Raw genomic sequence first — 15,524 nt, 5'->3', positions numbered from 1 at the left:
CCGGGGTCAGCCGTCGAGTGCCCTGTGGTCAGTTGTCGAGCGCCCCGGGGTGCGCCTGTTCCCGCACGGTTCGGTACTGCTGGCGTACCGCCTGGCCCACCGCGAGCTCCTCGCCCGGCTCGAAGACCTGCGCCGACGCCCCCTGCCAGTGCGGCAGTTGACCGCTCAGCGCCCATGCGGCCTGCCGCGCCGCACCGATCGCCGCGTAGTCGGCGGGCTGCGGCACCACGACCTGCGTACCGAACAGCATCGGCGCCGCGGCCTGCACCGCGGGAAGCTCCGCCGCCGCGCCGAGCAGGAAGACCCGGCGCACCTCCACACCCCGCGACCGCAGCACGTCGAGCGCGTCCCCGAGCCCGCACAGCATGCCCTCGAAGGCGGCCCGCGCCAGATGCTCGGGCCGCATCGACTCACGCCGCAGCCCGGTCAGGGTGCCCGCGGCGTGCGGAAGATTCGGCGTTTTCTCGCCCTCCAGATACGGCAGCAGCACGAGTCCGTGCGCGCCGGGCGTCGACTTCATGGCCAGCTCCGAGAGCGCCTCCAGATCGGCCACCCCCAGCATCTCGGCGGCGCCCCGCAGCACCCGCACGGCGTTCAGCGTGTGCACCACCGGCAGATGCATCCCGGTGGCGTCCGCGAGCGAGGTGATCGTCCCGCTCGCGTCGACCAGCGCCTCGTGGTGCACGGCCATCACGGATCCCGAGGCCCCCAGCGAGACGACCGCGTCGCCCTGCTGCACCCCGAGCCCGAACGCCGCCGCCATCGTCTCGCCGGTACCCGCCGAGATCAGCAGCCCCTCGGGCGTCGTCCCCGCGGCCTCGGCGGGCCCGATCACCTCGGGCAGCATCGCCTGGTGCCCGAGCGCGAGTTCGACCAGATCGGGGCGGTACGAACCCGTCGCCGCCGACCAGTAACCGGTCCCGGAGGCGCCGCCGCGGTCGGTCGTGCGCCGCGATGGCCGGCCAAGGAGCTGCCACACCAGCCAGTCATGAGCCTGCAGAAGAGCGGCGACATGCTGTGCCGCCTCGGGCTCGGCCCTCGCGAGCCAGCGCAGCTTCGTCACGGGCTGCCCGGCCTGCGGCACGCACCCCACGGCCTGCGCCCAGGCCTCACGGCTGCCGAGCCCGTCGATCAGATCGGCGGCGGCGACCTGCGCCCGCCGGTCGTTGCCGACGAGCGCGGGCCGCACGGTGTTGCCGTGCCGGTCCAGGGGGACGAGCGCGTTCTGCTGCGCGGAGACGCCGATGGCCTGCACGCCTTCGAGCAGCCCGCCACCCGCCGCCTCACCGAGCGAGAGCAGCCAGGCCTGCGGATCCACGTCGGACGGCCGGCCGCCATCGGGGCTCTCCGTCGGATGCGGGGCGTACCCCTGCTTGAGTACGGCGCCCGTGTCCGTGTCACAGACCACGATGCGCGTGAAATCGGGCGAACTGTCCAACCCTGCGACTATCCCCATGCCTGGAATTCTGCCGCACCGCGTGACGTATCCCGTACCTCAGCTCCCAGGAACCGCTCCAGCTACGTATACGTGGGGCCTCAGCTACGTATTGGTGGTGCCCCAGTCGTCCGCACCACTGCCCTGCCCGCGCTCACGCAGCGACCGCACCCGGTCGGCCACCGAGTCGGGAACCCGGTCCCCGACCTTCTCGGACACCGAGTGGTAGGCCTTGCCCGCCACGTCGCGGCCCTGCTGGGTCGCGGACTCGACGGTGTTGCGCACGGCCGGGTTCTGCGAGAACTCGCGGGCGGACTTCTTCAGCTGCTCGTAGCGCTCGCGTCCGGCCCGGGTACCGAGCACGTACCCGAGAGCCAGTCCCACCATGAATGTGAGCCGGTAGCGCATGGCTGCCACCCTTCCCTTGCGTCGGAGTCGCACGTCTGTCGCCTGTCTGCTGCTCTGTGCCGGCGGTGAGGGATACCGATTGGCGGAGCACCCCCCTGCTTGCGCTAATGTATGTGTCGCAGCGACCGCCCGCCGCCTGGAGAGTTCCCAGGTAGGTGCGTTCGATGCAACGAGACGATCCCCTGTAGCTCAATTGGCAGAGCAGCCGGCTGTTAACCGGCAGGTTACTGGTTCGAGTCCAGTCGGGGGAGCTCGGTCTCCTGTAGCTCAATTGGCAGAGCAGCCGGCTGTTAACCGGCAGGTTACTGGTTCGAGTCCAGTCGGGAGAGCAGTGAGAAGGACCCTTGAGATTTCCTCAGGGGTCCCTTTTCATGCCTGGTGGAACCATGTGGGCAGCCGTGCGGTCCTCATGGTTGAGCGATGCCGACCATCCGAAGCAGGAGATCGTATGAGCGGCTATGCTGCGGCAGACGGCGCGCACAAATGTGCGCGACGCGCCGTTAGGGGCGGTAGCTCAGCCGGTTAGAGCAGCGGACTCATAATCCGTCGGCCGTGGGTTCGAGTCCCACCCGCCCCACGTAGCAGGAACGTTCTGACCTGCAGAAACGTAATTTCCGCCCGATTTGGTACCCCGAATCGGTGCAGCGAACGGGCGTCATCGTGCGTCTCCGCGAACCTTCAGAGGGCTGTGACCTGGGGTTTCGGGCAGTCCCTCGGTGGGATGGGTGGTTCGCGGTCCCACGGCCGTTGAGAAGAGGCCGCATTCCGCCCAGCCTCACCGCACCGACGGATATCGCCCCTCCGTGCGTGATCTGCCTCGTGCGCGATGAGCTGCCCCCGCGAATGTTGGTGACGTATTCTAGTTATGGACATCATGGACTGTCGACGGTGAGGGGTCGCTGGTATGTCTGTTACGCAGGTTGATCTCGATGACGAGGCGCTGGCCGAGGCGATGCGGCTCATGGGTGTCTCGACCAAGAAAGAGACGGTCAACGGGGCTCTGCGGGACTACGTGGCGCGCATCAAGCGGCTGGAGGCCGCCGAGAAGCTGGCCGCGCGGGGTGAGCGGGGCGAGTTCGAGACTGCGGCTGCGGCGCATGCGGCTGCGAAGCGCGCCCGGCGGGGCGCCTTCGAGTGATCACGTACCTCCTCGACGCTTCCGCTCTGTGGCATCTCTTCCGTACGCCGGGGGCGTTGCGGCCCTGGGAAGGGCACATCGCCGCCGGCGTGTTCCATATCTGCGAGCCCACGAGGGCGGAGTTCCTCTACTCGGCCACCAGCCCGGCCCACCGCGACGAGTTGGCCGAGGAGCTGGATGACCTCTGCCATTTCTCACCGGTTCCCAAGAACGCGTGGCGCTGGGTGGAGACCGCGCAGTACAAGCTCACTCAGCAAGGACAGCACCGTGCCGCCGGTGCCATCGATCTCTTGGTGTGTGCGACGGCGGTTCATCACGGTCACACGGTGCTGCACGTGGACAACGACTTCGCCACGGTGGCGGCGCTCCTCAAGGAAGTGCAGCAGCGGGACGTACGCGCCTGACTGCTGGCGGACGCATTCGGGGCCATCCCCGTACCCGCGGGGATCCTCCGCCTCTCTCTGGTGACCCCGGTGCCCCAACGGTCGACCCCGCGCCTGCGGGGATTGCCCGAAGCGGCATACGCACCGACCTGTTCCCGGTGGTGGGTGAGAAGACGCTGCGTGAGCTGGTGGCTGAGGCGAAGGTGAACGAGAAGGTGTTCAAAGCCAAGGTCCGCACCACTCTGCGCTCCTCCTGCAGCTCGTGCTACCGGCAGATGCTGTCGCCGCTGCTGAACACATTGGGCTTCAGGTGTGACAACACTGCCTACCGGCCGGTGATGGACGCGATGAAACTGCTGAAGCAGTACGCCGACGTCGACGGCAAGACCCGCCTCTACGACGCCACGGACGTCGTGCCGATGGACGGCGTGGTCCGCAAGGACTGGCGTGAGGCGGTCGTCGAACGACCAGATGGTCAAGTACGCCACCGCGCTCCGGCTCGGCACCGCCGAGGCGGAACAGTGCTGCGGCGCTTTACCCGCGGCGGGCCCAAGCACCCCACCTACCAGGCCCTCGAAGAACTCGGCCGCGGGGTACGCACGACCTTCGCCTGCGGCTACCTCGCCAGCCCCGGCCTGCGTCGGGAGATCCACGGGGGGCAGGTCGTGGAGAACTGGAACAGCGCGAGCACCGTGCTCCACTACGGCAGGGACGGTGCTCTGACCGGCCAGGACAAGGAGCACGCCGAGACGTCGATGTTCGCCCTGCACCTGCTCCAGTCCGCGCTCGTGCACGTCAACACCCTGCTGCTCCAGCAGATCCTGGCCGAGCCGAAATGGGCGAAGAAGCTGACCGCCGAGGACCGGCGCGGCCTGACCGCGCTGTTCTGGTCCAACATCAACCCGTACGGCACCTTCCGACTGGACATGGCCAAGCGCCTCGACCTGGGGCATGTCGCTGCCGTACCACGGCCACGCACACCGGCGGACGCCGCTCACCGATCCGGCGTGCGCCTGGCCTGACGCGGTCCTGCGCAGCGCGGGATCGTTTCGTCGGCGGCGCGGTCTGCTGAAGCGACAGACTGGTCGGGCTGTGCCGACCGTACGTCGTGGCTACCTGTGACCGGCTGTCGTCGCACATGTCCATGGTTGCCGTGGTTGCCGTGGTTGCCGTGGTTGCCAGGGCGGGCGATGACGAAGACGAACAGAATTCATCAACGCTGGGCGGCACCCAGATGCGACGGACCAGTCCTCAGGCTGGGTTCGACGTACTTGTGACGACGTCCACCGCGTGGCGGCGGTGGGCGGCGAAGAGGGGGAGGGCGGCCTGGGGGTCGCGGGCGCGCAGGGCGGCGGCCAGTGCATGGTGCTCTTGGGGGATGCAGCCGAGGTAGCCCTCGGTGCTGAGGCCGATGCGGGTCAGCAGGAACAGGTGGACCTGGCAGCGGATGGACTCCCAGGCCGCGGCGAGACGCTGGTGGCCGGTGGCGGCGAAGACGGCGTCGTGGAAGGCGATGTCCAGGCGGACCATGTCGTGCGGGTCCGTCGTGTGCTCCATTACGCCGGCCGCCTTCTCGATGGCGGCGAGGTCCTCCTCGGAGGCCTGCGTGATGACCTGCTGGACAGCCAGGTCCTCCAGCGCGCCCCGCAGACTGTCGAGCTCGGCGACATCCTCGGCGGACAGTGCGGTGACGACGCTGCCGCGGTGCCAGGCGCAGTGCACGAGTCCCTCGCGCTCCAGTACGCGCAGAGCCTCACGCACCGGACCCCTGCTGACCTGCAGGACGCCGGAGAGTTCGACCTCACGCAGCGGTGCCCCGGGGGCGTATGCGCCGCTGAAGATCGCCTCCCGGATCCGGTCGGCGACTTCGTCGGCCAGTCCGCGACGGCGGGCGGGGGCCACCGCGTCTATGACTTGCATCTTCTCCATGTCGTGATGTTAACATTCCCGTGTTGTCGCAATGTCAACATTAGGACAAGTGGAGTGGCCGGTCATCCGGCCAGGAAAGAGGTGATTTCCATGAAGGTGTTCCAGATCGGTGCCGCCGGAAGTGTCGGCAGGAGGCTCGCCGGCCTGCTGTCCGAGCGCGGTGACGAGGTGACCGGCATGCACCGCAGCCCGGCCCAGGCCGACACGATTCGCGCGACCGGTGCGACGCCGGTGACCGGCGACCTGATCGCCGACTCTGTGGAGGAGCTCGCGGGAAAACTCGCCGGGCACGACGCAGTGGTGTTCTCGGCCGGTGCCCACGGAACCGGCATGGACAAGACCACGCTGATCGACGGCAAGGGCCTGGAGAAGGCAGCCGACGCGGCTGCCGCTGCCGGGGTGACACGGTTCGTCCTGGTCTCGGTCTTCCCCGATGCGCTGCGCGGCGGCGAGGGCGGTGAGGGCTTCGAGCACTACATCAAGGTCAAGAAGAGCGCCGACGTGTACCTGACGCGCACCGATCTCGACTGGCTGATCGTCCGTCCCGGAACTCTCCTGGACACCCCCGGCAGCGGCCGGGTCACCGTCGGGCCTGCCGTCGAGTACGGCGACGTGCACCGCGACGATGTCGCCGCGTTCATCGACGCGGCTCTGCACGAGCCCGCCCTCAGTCGCGTCGTCGTCGAGCTGACCTCCGGCGACACCCCCGTCGCGGACGCGGTCGCCCGCCTGGCCGCCTGAGCCCCACGCATCCCCCGCATTCCCCACCAGAGAAGGACCACCACCATGACTGCGATCGATTCCTACAGCCACGGCGTCTCGGGCGAGCGCGAGTTCGGCTTCGCCCAGGCCATCAAGGTCGAGCACACGATCTATGTCTCGGGCCAGCTCTCCCACGACGACGAGGGCAACTTCCTCTACGCGGACGACTTCGAGGCCCAGACCGAGCAGGTCTTCGCCAACTTTGAGAAGGTCCTCGCCCACTACGGCGCCACCCGCAACCAGGTCGTCTCCGAGACCCAGTACATCGTGGACCTGCCGAAGTACAACAACGCGATGGCGGCCGCCAACCTGGCCTACTTCGGCGACCACCGCCCCACCAGCAGCACCATCGGCGTGGCCCACCTGTTCTTCCCCGGCCAGCTCATCGAGACCAACTTCGTCCTCGACACCCGTCTGCCCGCCTGATGGCACAGGCGTACTGGAGCTCCGTCTTCACCAGCTCCGCAGACGAGACATGGGCGGTCGTCCGGCAGTTCAACGGCCTGCCCGACTGGCACCCGGCCATCCGGGCGAGCGAGATCATCGGGGGCGGCAACGGGCTCACCCCCGGTGCGGTCCGCCTTCTCACCGGGGTGGACGGCAGCGTCTACCGGGAACGGCTCGTGGGCCTGGACGAGGTCGACCGGAAGCTGAGTTACGAGATCGTCGAGGCACCGCTGCCAGTCCGCGGCTACCGCTCGACGCTGCACGTCCAGCCCGTCGCCGACACCGGCGGCGCCTTCCTCAGCTGGCACGCCACCTTCGACCCGGCCGGCGGCACCACCGCCCAGGAAGCCGCCACGGTCCTCGAAGCGGCCTACGCCCCCGCCCTCGCAGGCCTCCACACGCTCCTCGCCTGACACCGGCCGGCAGCTGCCCCGTCCGACGACACCGATCACCGATCACCGATCACGAAAGAAGCGCCCCCGCATGAGCTCCATGTTCGCCCCTCTCACCCTGCGATCCCTTCAGATACCCAACCGGGTCTGGATGTCCCCGATGTGCATGTACTCCGCCGCCCCCGAGGGCCCGGAAACCGGTGCGCCCACCGACTTCCACCTCACCCACCTGGCCTCCCGCGCCGCAGGCGGCGCGGGCCTGGTCATGGCCGAGGCCACCGGCGTCCGGCCCGACGGGCGCATCAGCCCCTGGGACCTGGGCCTGTGGAACGACCGCCAGCAGGAGGCGTTCACCCGCATCACCGAGGCCATCAAGGCCCACGGTGCCGTCCCGGCCATCCAGCTCGCGCACGCTGGCCGCAAGGCATCGGTGGACAAGCCCTGGCTGTCCGACCGCTACCTGAGCGAGTCCGAGGGCGGCTGGCAGCCCATCGCCCCCAGCGCGGTCGCCTACGACGGCCTTGCTGTCCCGCACGAGCTGACCGTGGAGGAGATCCAGCAGCTCGTACGCGACTTCGCCGACTCCGCGCGGCGCGCGCTGGCCGCCGGGTTCCAGGTGGTCGAGGTGCACGGCGCCCACGGCTACCTGATCAACTCCTTCCTCTCCCCGGCCTCCAACCACCGCACCGACGCCTACGGCGGCAGCTTCGAGAACCGGATCCGCTTCGCCCTGGAGGTCGTCGACGCCGTCCGCGCGGTGTGGCCCGAGGACCTGCCGGTGTTCTTCCGTACCTCGGCCACCGACTGGCTGACCGAGAACCCCGAGGACACCCGCGAGGGCTGGACCGGGGACGACACCGTGCGCCTGGCCAAGGAACTCCACGCCCGCGGCGTCGACCTGCTCGACGTGTCCACCGGCGGCATGGTCCGCGACGCCAAGATCGTCGCCGGGCCCAGCTACCAGGTGCCCTTCGCCACCCAGGCCCGCCAGGCCACCGGCATCCCCACCGCAGCCGTCGGCATCATCACCGAGCCGCGGCAGGCGGAGGAGATCCTCACCAGCGGGCAGGCCGACGCCGTCTTCCTCGGCCGCGAACTGCTCCGCAACCCTTACTGGGCCCAGCACGCCGCGCTCGCACTGGACGCCGAGCCGACCTGGCCGGACCAGTACGCCTACGCCGTCAAGCGCCGCAAGCACTGACCCCCCACCCCTTACAGCCTCCGCCGCGCCGCCCTCACCAGGGGAGGCGCGCTGAACCACCGCACTGGGAGACCCCCATGAACCACCTTCAGGACAAGGTCGTCGTCATCACCGGCGCCTCCTCCGGCATCGGCGCCGTCAGCGCCAGGGCTCTCGCCGCCCGCGGCGCCAAGATCGTCGCCGCCGCCCGCGGCCAGGAAGACCTCGACCAGCTGGTCGCCGACATCAAGAAGGCCGGCGGCACCGCTACCGCCCGGCTCACCGACGTCACCGACGCCGCGGACATGCAGGCGCTGGCCGACTTCGCCATCGACACCTACGGACGCATCGACGTCCTCGTCAACAACGCCGGCCTGATGCTCTTCTCGTACTGGAAGGACCTCGCGCTCGACGACTGGAACCGGATGCTGGACGTGAACATCCGCGGCTACCTCAACGGTGTCCACGCCGTCCTGCCCGTGATGCTCCGCCAGAAGTCCGGCCACATCCTGAACATGGACTCGGTGGCCGGGCACCAGGTCGGCGACGGCGCCGGTGTCTACAGCGCGACGAAGTTCTTCGTGCAGGCCATGACCGAGTCCATGCGCAAGGAACTCGGCGTCCACGAGGGCATCAAGGCGTCCACGATCAGCCCCGGCGTCATCGACACCGGCTGGGCCGACAAGGTCACCGACCCCGCCGGACGCAGAGCCGCCCAAGAACTCAACACCATCGCCATCAGCCCCGAGTCCATCGCCGACGCCGTCGTCTACGCCCTCGACCAGCCCGCCGACGTCACCGTCAACGACCTCGTCATCTCCCCCACCCGCCAGAACTGGTAAGCGCCAGGCATTCCACGCCGCACGGAAGGAACCCCACCCATGTCCGGTTTTGCCTCCCCCATTCCCCGCTTCCACCTCGCTATCCCGGTCGACGACCTGGATGCTGCCCGCCGCTTCTACGGCGGGACCCTCGGCCTGGAGCAGGGCCGCAGCGCCAACACCTGGGTGGACTGGAACCTGCACGGCCACCAGTTCGTCACCCACCTCGCCCCCGTCCGCGCCGAACGGATACACAACCCGGTTGACGGCCACAACGTCCCGGTACCGCACTTCGGGCTGATCCTGACCGTCGACGCCTTCCACCGGCTCGCCGACCGTCTGCGCGCCGCGGATACCGACTTCGTCATCGAGCCCCACGTGCGCTTCGCGGGCGAGGCCGGCGAGCAGTGGACGATGTTCCTCCTCGACCCGGCCGGCAACGCCCTGGAGTTCAAGGCGTTCGCCGATGACTCCCAAGTGTTCGCCGCCTGACATCCTCTGTGGACGGTGGAGGGATTTCAGAGGGGCTGCCCATCTGTCGATCCCGCGCCTGCGGGGATTGCCCGAAGCGGCATACGCACCGACACCGTGCTGGTATCCCGCTCAGGGGCTCGGCATCTTGGTCGGCGCCGCTGGTGGCAGAGTGTGACTGTGGTTGCTGAGGCTTCCCGCCGTGCCCGCCCGCCTTTCGGCGGCGCCGTCCTGAGCGAGCTACTGCTGCTTCGGCGAGGTCAGGCCGGGGGAGTGCTCGGAGACGTGAACCCTGGGGGCGCTGGAAAGGTGGTGCAGCGTTCGCTGCACCCTCCCCGATCGAGCGGGACCGAGTAGGACGCAACCGGATCGAAGTCGGGGTATGAAACGGGCTCTTTGGTAAAGCTGCAGGTGAGAGGCGTCACCGTTTTGGTTCGAGTCCCACCCGCCCCACCAAGGCGCTGGGGCGCAGGAACGATTCCACCTGCGTCAACAGCCCAAACCTTCTGGGTCGCCCCTTTGCGGCGACACGCGGCGGGCACTGTCCGCCCCGTGCGCTTCCCCCGCTGCGTGGGGCCCTCACATGGCACCGTCACCTCGTCACCCCGACGGCTCCTCCGGTGTCGGCTTCTCCTCGAGTTGTTCCGGGGGGCCGGCGGTCTCGCCGTTCTCGTTCTCCTCCAGGTCCCAGCGGTCCTCCTCGCCGTTCGCCTGCTGGTCCGGCAGGTCCCTGGGTACGGGTGTGCTGCCGTCCTCGCCGGGGGAGGCCGGTATCTGATCACTCACGGTGGGTCCTCCTTGAGCGCTCTTCGGATGCGGGCGCAAGTACCCCCGAAGGGCGGGGCGACACCTCCCGTGCTGTGGCACAGCACGTGTTTCCGCTGTTCAGCAGCGGGCACCTGACGGTTGACAGGCCGTGCGGAAACGTACGGCGACCGCCTGCGGCCAGGCGGAGCAGCACACGTCCTGCCGCATGTTCAGGAGGTTCGTCATGCTGAAGGCCATCGCAGATGTACTCCGCGCGATCGGCGGAGCCATCGCCACCGTGGTCACCCTGCCCTTCCGGGCCGTCGCCCGGCTGTTCGGCGGAGCGTCGGACACCGCGCACGGCCGCCACTGAGCCCCGGGCCGCCGACAGATTTACGGTGGGGAAGCGGGGCACCCGGCCACCGCGGGGACGTATGAGTGAGCCCCCGAGATCCTTGGACCACCGGACAGGAAGCGAGTGCCCTATGGCGATCGCGACGTACAGCCTTGTTGCCCTGGACTGCCGGGAGCCGGAGTCCCTGGCCCGGTTCTACGCGGATGTCCTGGGAGGCGAGGTCAAGCAGTACAACGAGGACTGGTACGACCTGTACGCCCCCGGCGGGCACCGCATCTCCTTCCAGCGCGCCGAAGGGCACCAGCCGCCCAAGTGGCCGCAGGCGTCGGCCGATTCGCAGCAGCTGCACCTCGACTTCACCGTCCCCGACATGGACCGCGCCCAGGAAGAGGTCCTCGCGCTCGGCGCGACCGCGCTCGACCTCGACGACCAGGGCGGTGAGCGCGGCTTCCGGGTCTTCGCCGACCCGGCAGGGCATCCCTTCTGCCTCTGCCGGGAGTGAGCGCCCGGTAAGTGCCCGCTCAGAGCGGCGCCTGCCAGGTGGCCGTCGTGCCCGCTCCGACGCCGTCCGTCGTTCCGTCGTCGTACACCGTCAGGCGCACCCCCTCCCGGCCGTCCGGCAGCACCGCCCTGGCGTCCACCGCGACCTCGATGCGGGTGACGTCGGGGCGGCGCGACGTGGTCGCGAGGGCGCGGCGCAGGGCGGCGAGCAGGTGGCCCGCCGTCGGGTCCGGTACGCGGGCGTCCACCGCGCCGGTGAAGTGCACCGACGGCTGTACGCCCACCACCGCCGCCGCGCCCGCCGTCTCGCGCAGGACCTTGCCGCGGAACGTGGTGGGGGCGTCGGCGGGCGGCTGCTGGAGCGCGAAGATCGCCGTGCGGACCTCCTGGATGGTGGACTCCAGTTCGTCCACGGCCTGGTCGAGCGTCGACTCGACCTGGGGCGAGCTGTCCCTGCGCCGCGTCGACTCCAGCATCATTCCGGTGGCGAAGAGCCGCTGGACGACGAGGTCGTGCAGGTCGCGCGCGATGCGGTCGCGGTCCTCGAACACCGCGAGGCGTTCCCTGCTCTGCTGGGCGTCCGCCAGGACGAGGGCGAGCGCCGCCTGTGAGGCGAACTGGGTCGCGAGCAGCCGCTCCACGGAGGTATAGGCGCGCTCGCCGCGGCGGCGGGGCAGGGCGAGCGTCCCGATGAGCCGTCCACCCGCCTGCAGCGGCAGCATCAGGCTGGGGCCGAAATTGGTCCGTACGTGGGTGGTCATCCGGGGGTCCGTGGCGGAGTCCTCGATGAACACCGGCTCGCCGCCGAGGAGTTGTTCAAGGACCGCGCTGCCGGGCTCGATGGTGGTGCCGATGAGGGTGTTCTGGAGGTCGTGGGGGGCGGGGGCCGGGACAGGGGTGCCGTCCGGTCGCGCGCCGTCGTCCTCGTGTGACGCGCCGTCGCCCTCCTGCGACGTAGCCGCCGCGACGATGCGCATGCCGCCCTGGTCCGTGGGCTGCAGGATCACCCCCGCGGAGGCGTTCGCCAGGATGCGGGCCTGCTCGGCGACCGTCATCAGCGCGTCGGCCGCCGGTTCGCCGGTGAGCAGCGCCGTGGTGACCGCGGCCGCGCCGTCGATCCACCGCTCACGCTGCCTGGCCGCCTCGTACAGGCGGGCGTTGCCGATCGCGATGCCCGCCTGGCTGGCGAGGACGCGGAGCAGCTGGAGGTCCTCCTCCGTGAAGGGGCCGCCGCGCTTCTCGGTGAGGTAGAGGTTGCCGAACGCCTCCTCGTGGACGTGTACCGGCACCCCCAGGAAGCTGTGCATCTCCGGGTGCCCCGGCGGTACGCCGCAGGAGCGGGGGTCGGCCGTCAGGTCGTCCAGGAGGAGCGGCTTCGGCTCGCGGATCAGGGTGCCGAGGAGGCCCGCGTGGCCGTCGGGGAGGCGCCCGATGCGGTCCCGCTCGGCCTCGGTCAGGCCCGCGGTGAACAGGTCGGTCAGCTTGCCGTGCCCCGGGTCGATGACGCCGAGCGCGCCGTAGCGGGCGCCGGTCAGCTCGGCCGCGCTCTCCACGATGTGCTGGAGCGTGGCGTTCAGTTCGAGGTCCGTGCCGACGCCGAGCACCGCGTCCAGGAGCGGCACGAGGGGGAGGGGCAGCTCGTCTCGGGTCATCGGACGCCGCCGCCTGTGTCCGCGGCGGCGCCGATGCCTGAGCCTGGCCTTGGCCTGCCCTCCCGCGCCTTCCTGACCAGGCTCAGCAACGAGACCACCATCCGCGCCCCTCCAGAAGCAGGAACCCCCACTGCCGTGCGTGGAGAGCATCGGCCGCCGTGAGCCCCGACCCGACGAAGTTCAGCCGGACACCGAGTTGAGCGCCAGCGGCTGGATCTTGCCCTCCAGCATCGCCCCGAGTCCCAGCACGGCACACACGTCGGGCCGTTCGGCGATCTGCACCGGCATCCCCGTCGCGTCCCGCAGCATCTGGTCGAGGCCGGGAAGCAGCGCGCTGCCGCCCACCATCATGATCCCGCGATCGGCGAGGTCGGCCACCAGGTCCGGCGGGCAGTCCCGAAGGACCTTGCCGATGCCGTCGAGTACGGCGGTCAGCGGGGTGTGGATCGCGTCGCGGACGGCGGCGGTGTCGACGTGCACCGAGCGGGCGAGCCCGGTGGCGACGTCGCGGCCGTGGATCTCGGTGGACTCGGGCCCGTTCGGGGTGAGGCCGTTGCCGCGCAGGGCGAGCTGAAGGGGACGTACCGACTGGCTGGGCAGCACCAGCTCGTGGTGCTGGCGCAGGTGCTGGACGATCGCGCGGTCGATGGCCTCACCGCCGACCGGGATCCGCTGGGCGGTGACGATCGCCCCCAGCGACAACACCGCGACCTGCGTGGTCGCGGCGCCGCACACCAGGATCATCGTCGCTTCCGGCCGCTCGACGGGCAGCCCGCAGCCGACCGCGGCGGCGATCAGCGTGTCGACCAGCTCGACCTTGCGTGCCCCGAGCCCGACCATCGTCTCGATGGCGGCGCGCTGGGCCAGCGGGTCCGCGTCGTGCGGGGTGCAGGCGGCTGCGCGGAGGCGCGGCTTGCGGCGCAGGTTGCGGCGGAGCTTCTCGCCGATCAGGTGCCGCAGCATGCGCTGGGCCATCTCGATGTCGACGACGGTGCCGCCGGAGACCGGTCGGACCACCCGGATGTATCCGGGCGTGCGGCCCGTCATCTGTTCGGCGAGGTGGCCGACCGCGATGAGCGCGCCCGTCCGGGTGTTCACGGCGGCGGCGCTCGGTTCGTCGACGACGAGACCCGCGCCCTTCACGAATACCCGGGTCCTCGCGGCCCCAAGGTCGACGGCGATGTGGCAGCGGCGCAACTGCTCCAGACTGACGGTCATGGCAGATCCTCCCGAGAGCGCGGACCGTTCGGGCCGTCGGACGACGGTCCTGTCTCGCATCGTGCGATGGGCGGGGGTGGCGCGCGCGCTGGGATGAGCCGGGCGGGGTGCGGCCGTACGGGTGGTCTTGATCGCTTCGTGGGCGGCGGGGGCGCGGTTAGCATCCCGTGTGACGCATACGCCCCCAGAAGAAGACGAGGCCGACGGCCCCCGGATAGCCGACGACCCCCCGATATCCGCGCTCCCGGTGGAGCCCCAGGGACCCCAGGGGGCCCAGGAGCCCCGGGGGTCGGTCACGAAAAGGCGGATACTCGCCGATCTGACGCCTTTGCGCACGTCGGTCGACTACCGCCGCCTCTGGGTCGGCAACACGATCTCCTGGGTGGGCCAGGCGATGACCTCGCTGGCGGTCTCGCTCCAGGTCTACGACCTCACGCACTCCAGCTTCTCGGTCGGTCTGGTGGGGCTCTGCTCGCTGCTGCCGCTTGTCGTCTTCGGCCTGTACGGGGGCGCGATCGCGGACACGGTGGACCGGCGGAAGCTGGGCCTCTTCTCGTCGCTTGGTTCCTGCGGCCTCTCGCTCGCTCTCGCCTCGGCGGCGTATCTGGGCTTCCACCACGTGTGGTTCCTGTACTCCGTGGTCGCGCTGCAGGCGGTCTGCGGGGCGCTGAACTCGCCGGCGCGCTCGTCGATGATCCCGCGGCTCCTGCCGCCGGAGCAGTTGCCGGCCGCCAACGCGCTGTCGTCGATCACGACGACGTCGGGGATGATGCTCGGCCCCATGCTGGGCGGCCTCATCGTCGGACTGTGGGGCTACCAGGCGGCGTACACGGTGGACGCGGTGGCCTTCAGCGCGTCGCTGTACGCGATGTGGAAGCTGCCGTCGATGCGGCCCGAGGGAGCGGGCGCGGGCGCGAAGCGGGCGTCCGTCTTCGACGGGCTGCGGTTCCTCGCCACGCGCCCGAACCTGCGGATGACGTTCTTCACGGACCTGTGCGCGATGGTTCTGGCGCATCCGCGGGCGCTGTTCCCCGCGGTGGCGGTGGTGTGGTTCGGGGGCGACGCGAAGACGGTGGGCCTGCTGGTGGCGGCGCCCGCGGTGGGGGCGCTGCTGGGGAGCGTCTTCTCCGGGTGGCTGGGACGGATCCGGCGGCACGGGCTCGCGATTCTGCTGTCCGTGGCGGGATGGGGAACGGCCGTCGCCGTCTTCGGCCTGACGCGCAATCTCTGGCTCGGTCTGTTCTTCCTCGCGGTGGCGGGATGCGCGGACACCATTTCGATGGTCTTCCGCAGCACGATGCTCCAGGCGGCGGTGCCGGACGAGATGCGGGGGCGCTTGCAGGGGGTCTTCATCGTGGTGGTGGCGGGCGGCCCCCGGCTCGGAGACTTCCTCGCGGGGTCGGTGGGGGACGCGGCGTCGCCGACGGTTGCGGTCACCGGGGGCGGGGCGGCTTGCGTGGTGGCCGTGGCGCTGCTCGCGGCGAAGTGGCGGGCGTTCGCCCGGTACGACGCGAGGGTGCCGGAGGCGTAAGGGGCGGTTCAGCGGGTGTGGAGGGGGCCGGGCGGGTGCGCCGGGGTTCGGCCGCTAAGGGGGTGAGGGTGCCTGAGACGTAGGGGCGTGGGGCCTCGAAGGTGTGGATCGCCCGGGCGGGGCCGTCGCCGTGGGAGATGAGGTGGGAGCCGTG

The 15,524-nt window shown here is 70.2% G+C and carries 18 protein-coding genes and 3 tRNA genes; 15 read left to right on the top strand and 6 right to left on the bottom strand.

The genetic code is table 11. The features are described from left to right. Nucleotides 1–28 precede the first annotated feature (28 nt). Together ACGFX9_RS03760 and ACGFX9_RS03755 are read right to left on the bottom strand one after the other, a co-directional pair. The gene (locus ACGFX9_RS03760; protein ID WP_393464029.1) at nt 29–1,456 is read right to left on the bottom strand and encodes an FGGY-family carbohydrate kinase; all 1,428 of its coding nucleotides are present in this window, start codon (nt 1,454–1,456) and stop codon (nt 29–31) included. 84 nt (nt 1,457–1,540) lie between these two features. Beyond that, nucleotides 1,541–1,843, bottom strand: coding sequence for a YtxH domain-containing protein (locus ACGFX9_RS03755; protein ID WP_393464027.1), 303 nt, complete (start codon nt 1,841–1,843; stop codon nt 1,541–1,543). Nucleotides 1,844–2,021: 178 nt separating this feature from the next. Between ACGFX9_RS03755 and ACGFX9_RS03750 the strand changes: the two genes are divergently transcribed. From ACGFX9_RS03750 to ACGFX9_RS03725, 6 genes are all read left to right on the top strand, one after another. Beyond that, nucleotides 2,022–2,094, top strand: a tRNA-Asn gene (locus ACGFX9_RS03750). A 5-nt stretch (nt 2,095–2,099) separates the two neighbouring features. Further along, nucleotides 2,100–2,172 (top strand) — tRNA-Asn (locus tag ACGFX9_RS03745). 174 nt (nt 2,173–2,346) lie between these two features. After that, nucleotides 2,347–2,420 (top strand) — tRNA-Ile (locus tag ACGFX9_RS03740). Between the two features lie 327 nt (nt 2,421–2,747). Next, nucleotides 2,748–2,981, top strand: coding sequence for a type II toxin-antitoxin system VapB family antitoxin (locus ACGFX9_RS03735; RefSeq protein WP_393464024.1), 234 nt, complete (start codon nt 2,748–2,750; stop codon nt 2,979–2,981). After that, a complete protein-coding gene (locus ACGFX9_RS03730) occupies nt 2,978–3,385 on the top strand; it encodes a PIN domain nuclease (protein WP_393464021.1) in 408 nt (135 codons plus the stop codon). The genes ACGFX9_RS03735 and ACGFX9_RS03730 overlap by 4 nt, the downstream gene beginning before the upstream one ends. A gap of 140 nt (nt 3,386–3,525) precedes the next feature. After that, a complete protein-coding gene (locus ACGFX9_RS03725; protein ID WP_393464018.1) occupies nt 3,526–4,386 on the top strand; it encodes a Tn3 family transposase in 861 nt (286 codons plus the stop codon). A 229-nt stretch (nt 4,387–4,615) separates the two neighbouring features. Here the strand turns inward: ACGFX9_RS03725 and ACGFX9_RS03720 are convergent, their stop codons facing one another. Next, on the bottom strand, nt 4,616–5,266 hold the full coding sequence (locus ACGFX9_RS03720; RefSeq protein WP_393465604.1) for a GntR family transcriptional regulator: 651 nt from the start codon (nt 5,264–5,266) through the stop codon (nt 4,616–4,618). 117 nt (nt 5,267–5,383) lie between these two features. Between ACGFX9_RS03720 and ACGFX9_RS03715 the strand changes: the two genes are divergently transcribed. The 6 genes from ACGFX9_RS03715 (at nt 5,384) to ACGFX9_RS03690 (ending at nt 9,387) form a co-directional block, all read left to right on the top strand. Next, entirely contained in the window at nt 5,384–6,034 is a 651-nt protein-coding gene (locus ACGFX9_RS03715) for an NAD(P)H-binding protein (protein WP_393464016.1), read from the top strand. A gap of 45 nt (nt 6,035–6,079) precedes the next feature. Next, complete coding sequence (locus ACGFX9_RS03710; RefSeq protein WP_393464013.1) at nt 6,080–6,481, top strand: RidA family protein; 402 nt, start codon at nt 6,080–6,082, stop codon at nt 6,479–6,481. Continuing rightward, nucleotides 6,481–6,915: an SRPBCC family protein gene (locus ACGFX9_RS03705; protein ID WP_393464009.1), complete on the top strand. Its 435-nt coding sequence runs from the start codon at nt 6,481–6,483 to the stop codon at nt 6,913–6,915. The genes ACGFX9_RS03710 and ACGFX9_RS03705 overlap by 1 nt, the downstream gene beginning before the upstream one ends. A 70-nt stretch (nt 6,916–6,985) precedes the next feature. Further along, entirely contained in the window at nt 6,986–8,095 is a 1,110-nt protein-coding gene (locus ACGFX9_RS03700) for an NADH:flavin oxidoreductase/NADH oxidase (RefSeq protein ID WP_393464006.1), read from the top strand. 77 nt (nt 8,096–8,172) lie between these two features. Next, nucleotides 8,173–8,916 (top strand): SDR family oxidoreductase, encoded by a 744-nt coding sequence (locus ACGFX9_RS03695; RefSeq protein WP_393464003.1) that lies wholly within the window; start codon nt 8,173–8,175, stop codon nt 8,914–8,916. Nucleotides 8,917–8,955: 39 nt separating this feature from the next. Beyond that, on the top strand, nt 8,956–9,387 hold the full coding sequence (locus ACGFX9_RS03690) for a VOC family protein (protein ID WP_393464000.1): 432 nt from the start codon (nt 8,956–8,958) through the stop codon (nt 9,385–9,387). 579 nt (nt 9,388–9,966) lie between these two features. Here ACGFX9_RS03690 and ACGFX9_RS03685 read toward each other — a convergent pair. After that, complete coding sequence (locus ACGFX9_RS03685; protein WP_393463997.1) at nt 9,967–10,152, bottom strand: hypothetical protein; 186 nt, start codon at nt 10,150–10,152, stop codon at nt 9,967–9,969. A gap of 205 nt (nt 10,153–10,357) precedes the next feature. On the opposite strand from ACGFX9_RS03685, the gene ACGFX9_RS03680 reads away from it, so the two are divergent. Together ACGFX9_RS03680 and ACGFX9_RS03675 are read left to right on the top strand one after the other, a co-directional pair. Then, nucleotides 10,358–10,486 carry an LPFR motif small protein gene (locus ACGFX9_RS03680; protein WP_262928305.1) on the top strand — a complete coding sequence of 43 codons (129 nt, stop codon included), beginning with the start codon at nt 10,358–10,360 and terminating at the stop codon, nt 10,484–10,486. 112 nt (nt 10,487–10,598) lie between these two features. Next, nucleotides 10,599–10,970 carry a VOC family protein gene (locus tag ACGFX9_RS03675; RefSeq protein WP_393463994.1) on the top strand — a complete coding sequence of 124 codons (372 nt, stop codon included), beginning with the start codon at nt 10,599–10,601 and terminating at the stop codon, nt 10,968–10,970. Nucleotides 10,971–10,989: 19 nt separating this feature from the next. Here ACGFX9_RS03675 and ACGFX9_RS03670 read toward each other — a convergent pair whose 3' ends face one another. After that, complete coding sequence (locus ACGFX9_RS03670) at nt 10,990–12,621, bottom strand: GAF domain-containing protein (protein WP_393463991.1); 1,632 nt, start codon at nt 12,619–12,621, stop codon at nt 10,990–10,992. A 180-nt stretch (nt 12,622–12,801) separates the two neighbouring features. Further along, entirely contained in the window at nt 12,802–13,839 is a 1,038-nt protein-coding gene (locus ACGFX9_RS03665; protein WP_393463988.1) for a rod shape-determining protein, read from the bottom strand. Nucleotides 13,840–14,086: 247 nt separating this feature from the next. On the opposite strand from ACGFX9_RS03665, the gene ACGFX9_RS03660 reads away from it, so the two are divergent. Beyond that, nucleotides 14,087–15,370 carry an MFS transporter gene (locus ACGFX9_RS03660; protein WP_393465601.1) on the top strand — a complete coding sequence of 428 codons (1,284 nt, stop codon included), beginning with the start codon at nt 14,087–14,089 and terminating at the stop codon, nt 15,368–15,370. Nucleotides 15,371–15,524: the final 154 nt, after the last annotated feature.

This window comes from Streptomyces sp. NPDC048436 (assembly GCF_043200355.1).
GTDB lineage: Bacteria > Actinomycetota > Actinomycetes > Streptomycetales > Streptomycetaceae > Streptomyces.
This window is presented reverse-complemented; position numbering and strand designations above follow the sequence as displayed.

Excerpts from the sequence above, each read along its gene's own strand:
- ACGFX9_RS03760 (WP_393464029.1), bottom strand. The coding sequence starts at position 1,456 with ATGGGGATAGTCGCAGGGTTGGACAGTTCGCCCGATTTCACGCGCATC.
- ACGFX9_RS03755 (WP_393464027.1), bottom strand. The coding sequence starts at position 1,843 with ATGCGCTACCGGCTCACATTCATGGTGGGACTGGCTCTCGGGTACGTG.
- ACGFX9_RS03735 (WP_393464024.1), top strand. The coding sequence starts at position 2,748 with ATGTCTGTTACGCAGGTTGATCTCGATGACGAGGCGCTGGCCGAGGCG.
- ACGFX9_RS03715 (WP_393464016.1), top strand. The coding sequence starts at position 5,384 with ATGAAGGTGTTCCAGATCGGTGCCGCCGGAAGTGTCGGCAGGAGGCTC.
- ACGFX9_RS03710 (WP_393464013.1), top strand. The coding sequence starts at position 6,080 with ATGACTGCGATCGATTCCTACAGCCACGGCGTCTCGGGCGAGCGCGAG.
- ACGFX9_RS03705 (WP_393464009.1), top strand. The coding sequence starts at position 6,481 with ATGGCACAGGCGTACTGGAGCTCCGTCTTCACCAGCTCCGCAGACGAG.
- ACGFX9_RS03700 (WP_393464006.1), top strand. The coding sequence starts at position 6,986 with ATGAGCTCCATGTTCGCCCCTCTCACCCTGCGATCCCTTCAGATACCC.
- ACGFX9_RS03695 (WP_393464003.1), top strand. The coding sequence starts at position 8,173 with ATGAACCACCTTCAGGACAAGGTCGTCGTCATCACCGGCGCCTCCTCC.
- ACGFX9_RS03690 (WP_393464000.1), top strand. The coding sequence starts at position 8,956 with ATGTCCGGTTTTGCCTCCCCCATTCCCCGCTTCCACCTCGCTATCCCG.
- ACGFX9_RS03680 (WP_262928305.1), top strand. The coding sequence starts at position 10,358 with ATGCTGAAGGCCATCGCAGATGTACTCCGCGCGATCGGCGGAGCCATC.
- ACGFX9_RS03675 (WP_393463994.1), top strand. The coding sequence starts at position 10,599 with ATGGCGATCGCGACGTACAGCCTTGTTGCCCTGGACTGCCGGGAGCCG.
- ACGFX9_RS03670 (WP_393463991.1), bottom strand. The coding sequence starts at position 12,621 with ATGACCCGAGACGAGCTGCCCCTCCCCCTCGTGCCGCTCCTGGACGCG.
- ACGFX9_RS03665 (WP_393463988.1), bottom strand. The coding sequence starts at position 13,839 with ATGACCGTCAGTCTGGAGCAGTTGCGCCGCTGCCACATCGCCGTCGAC.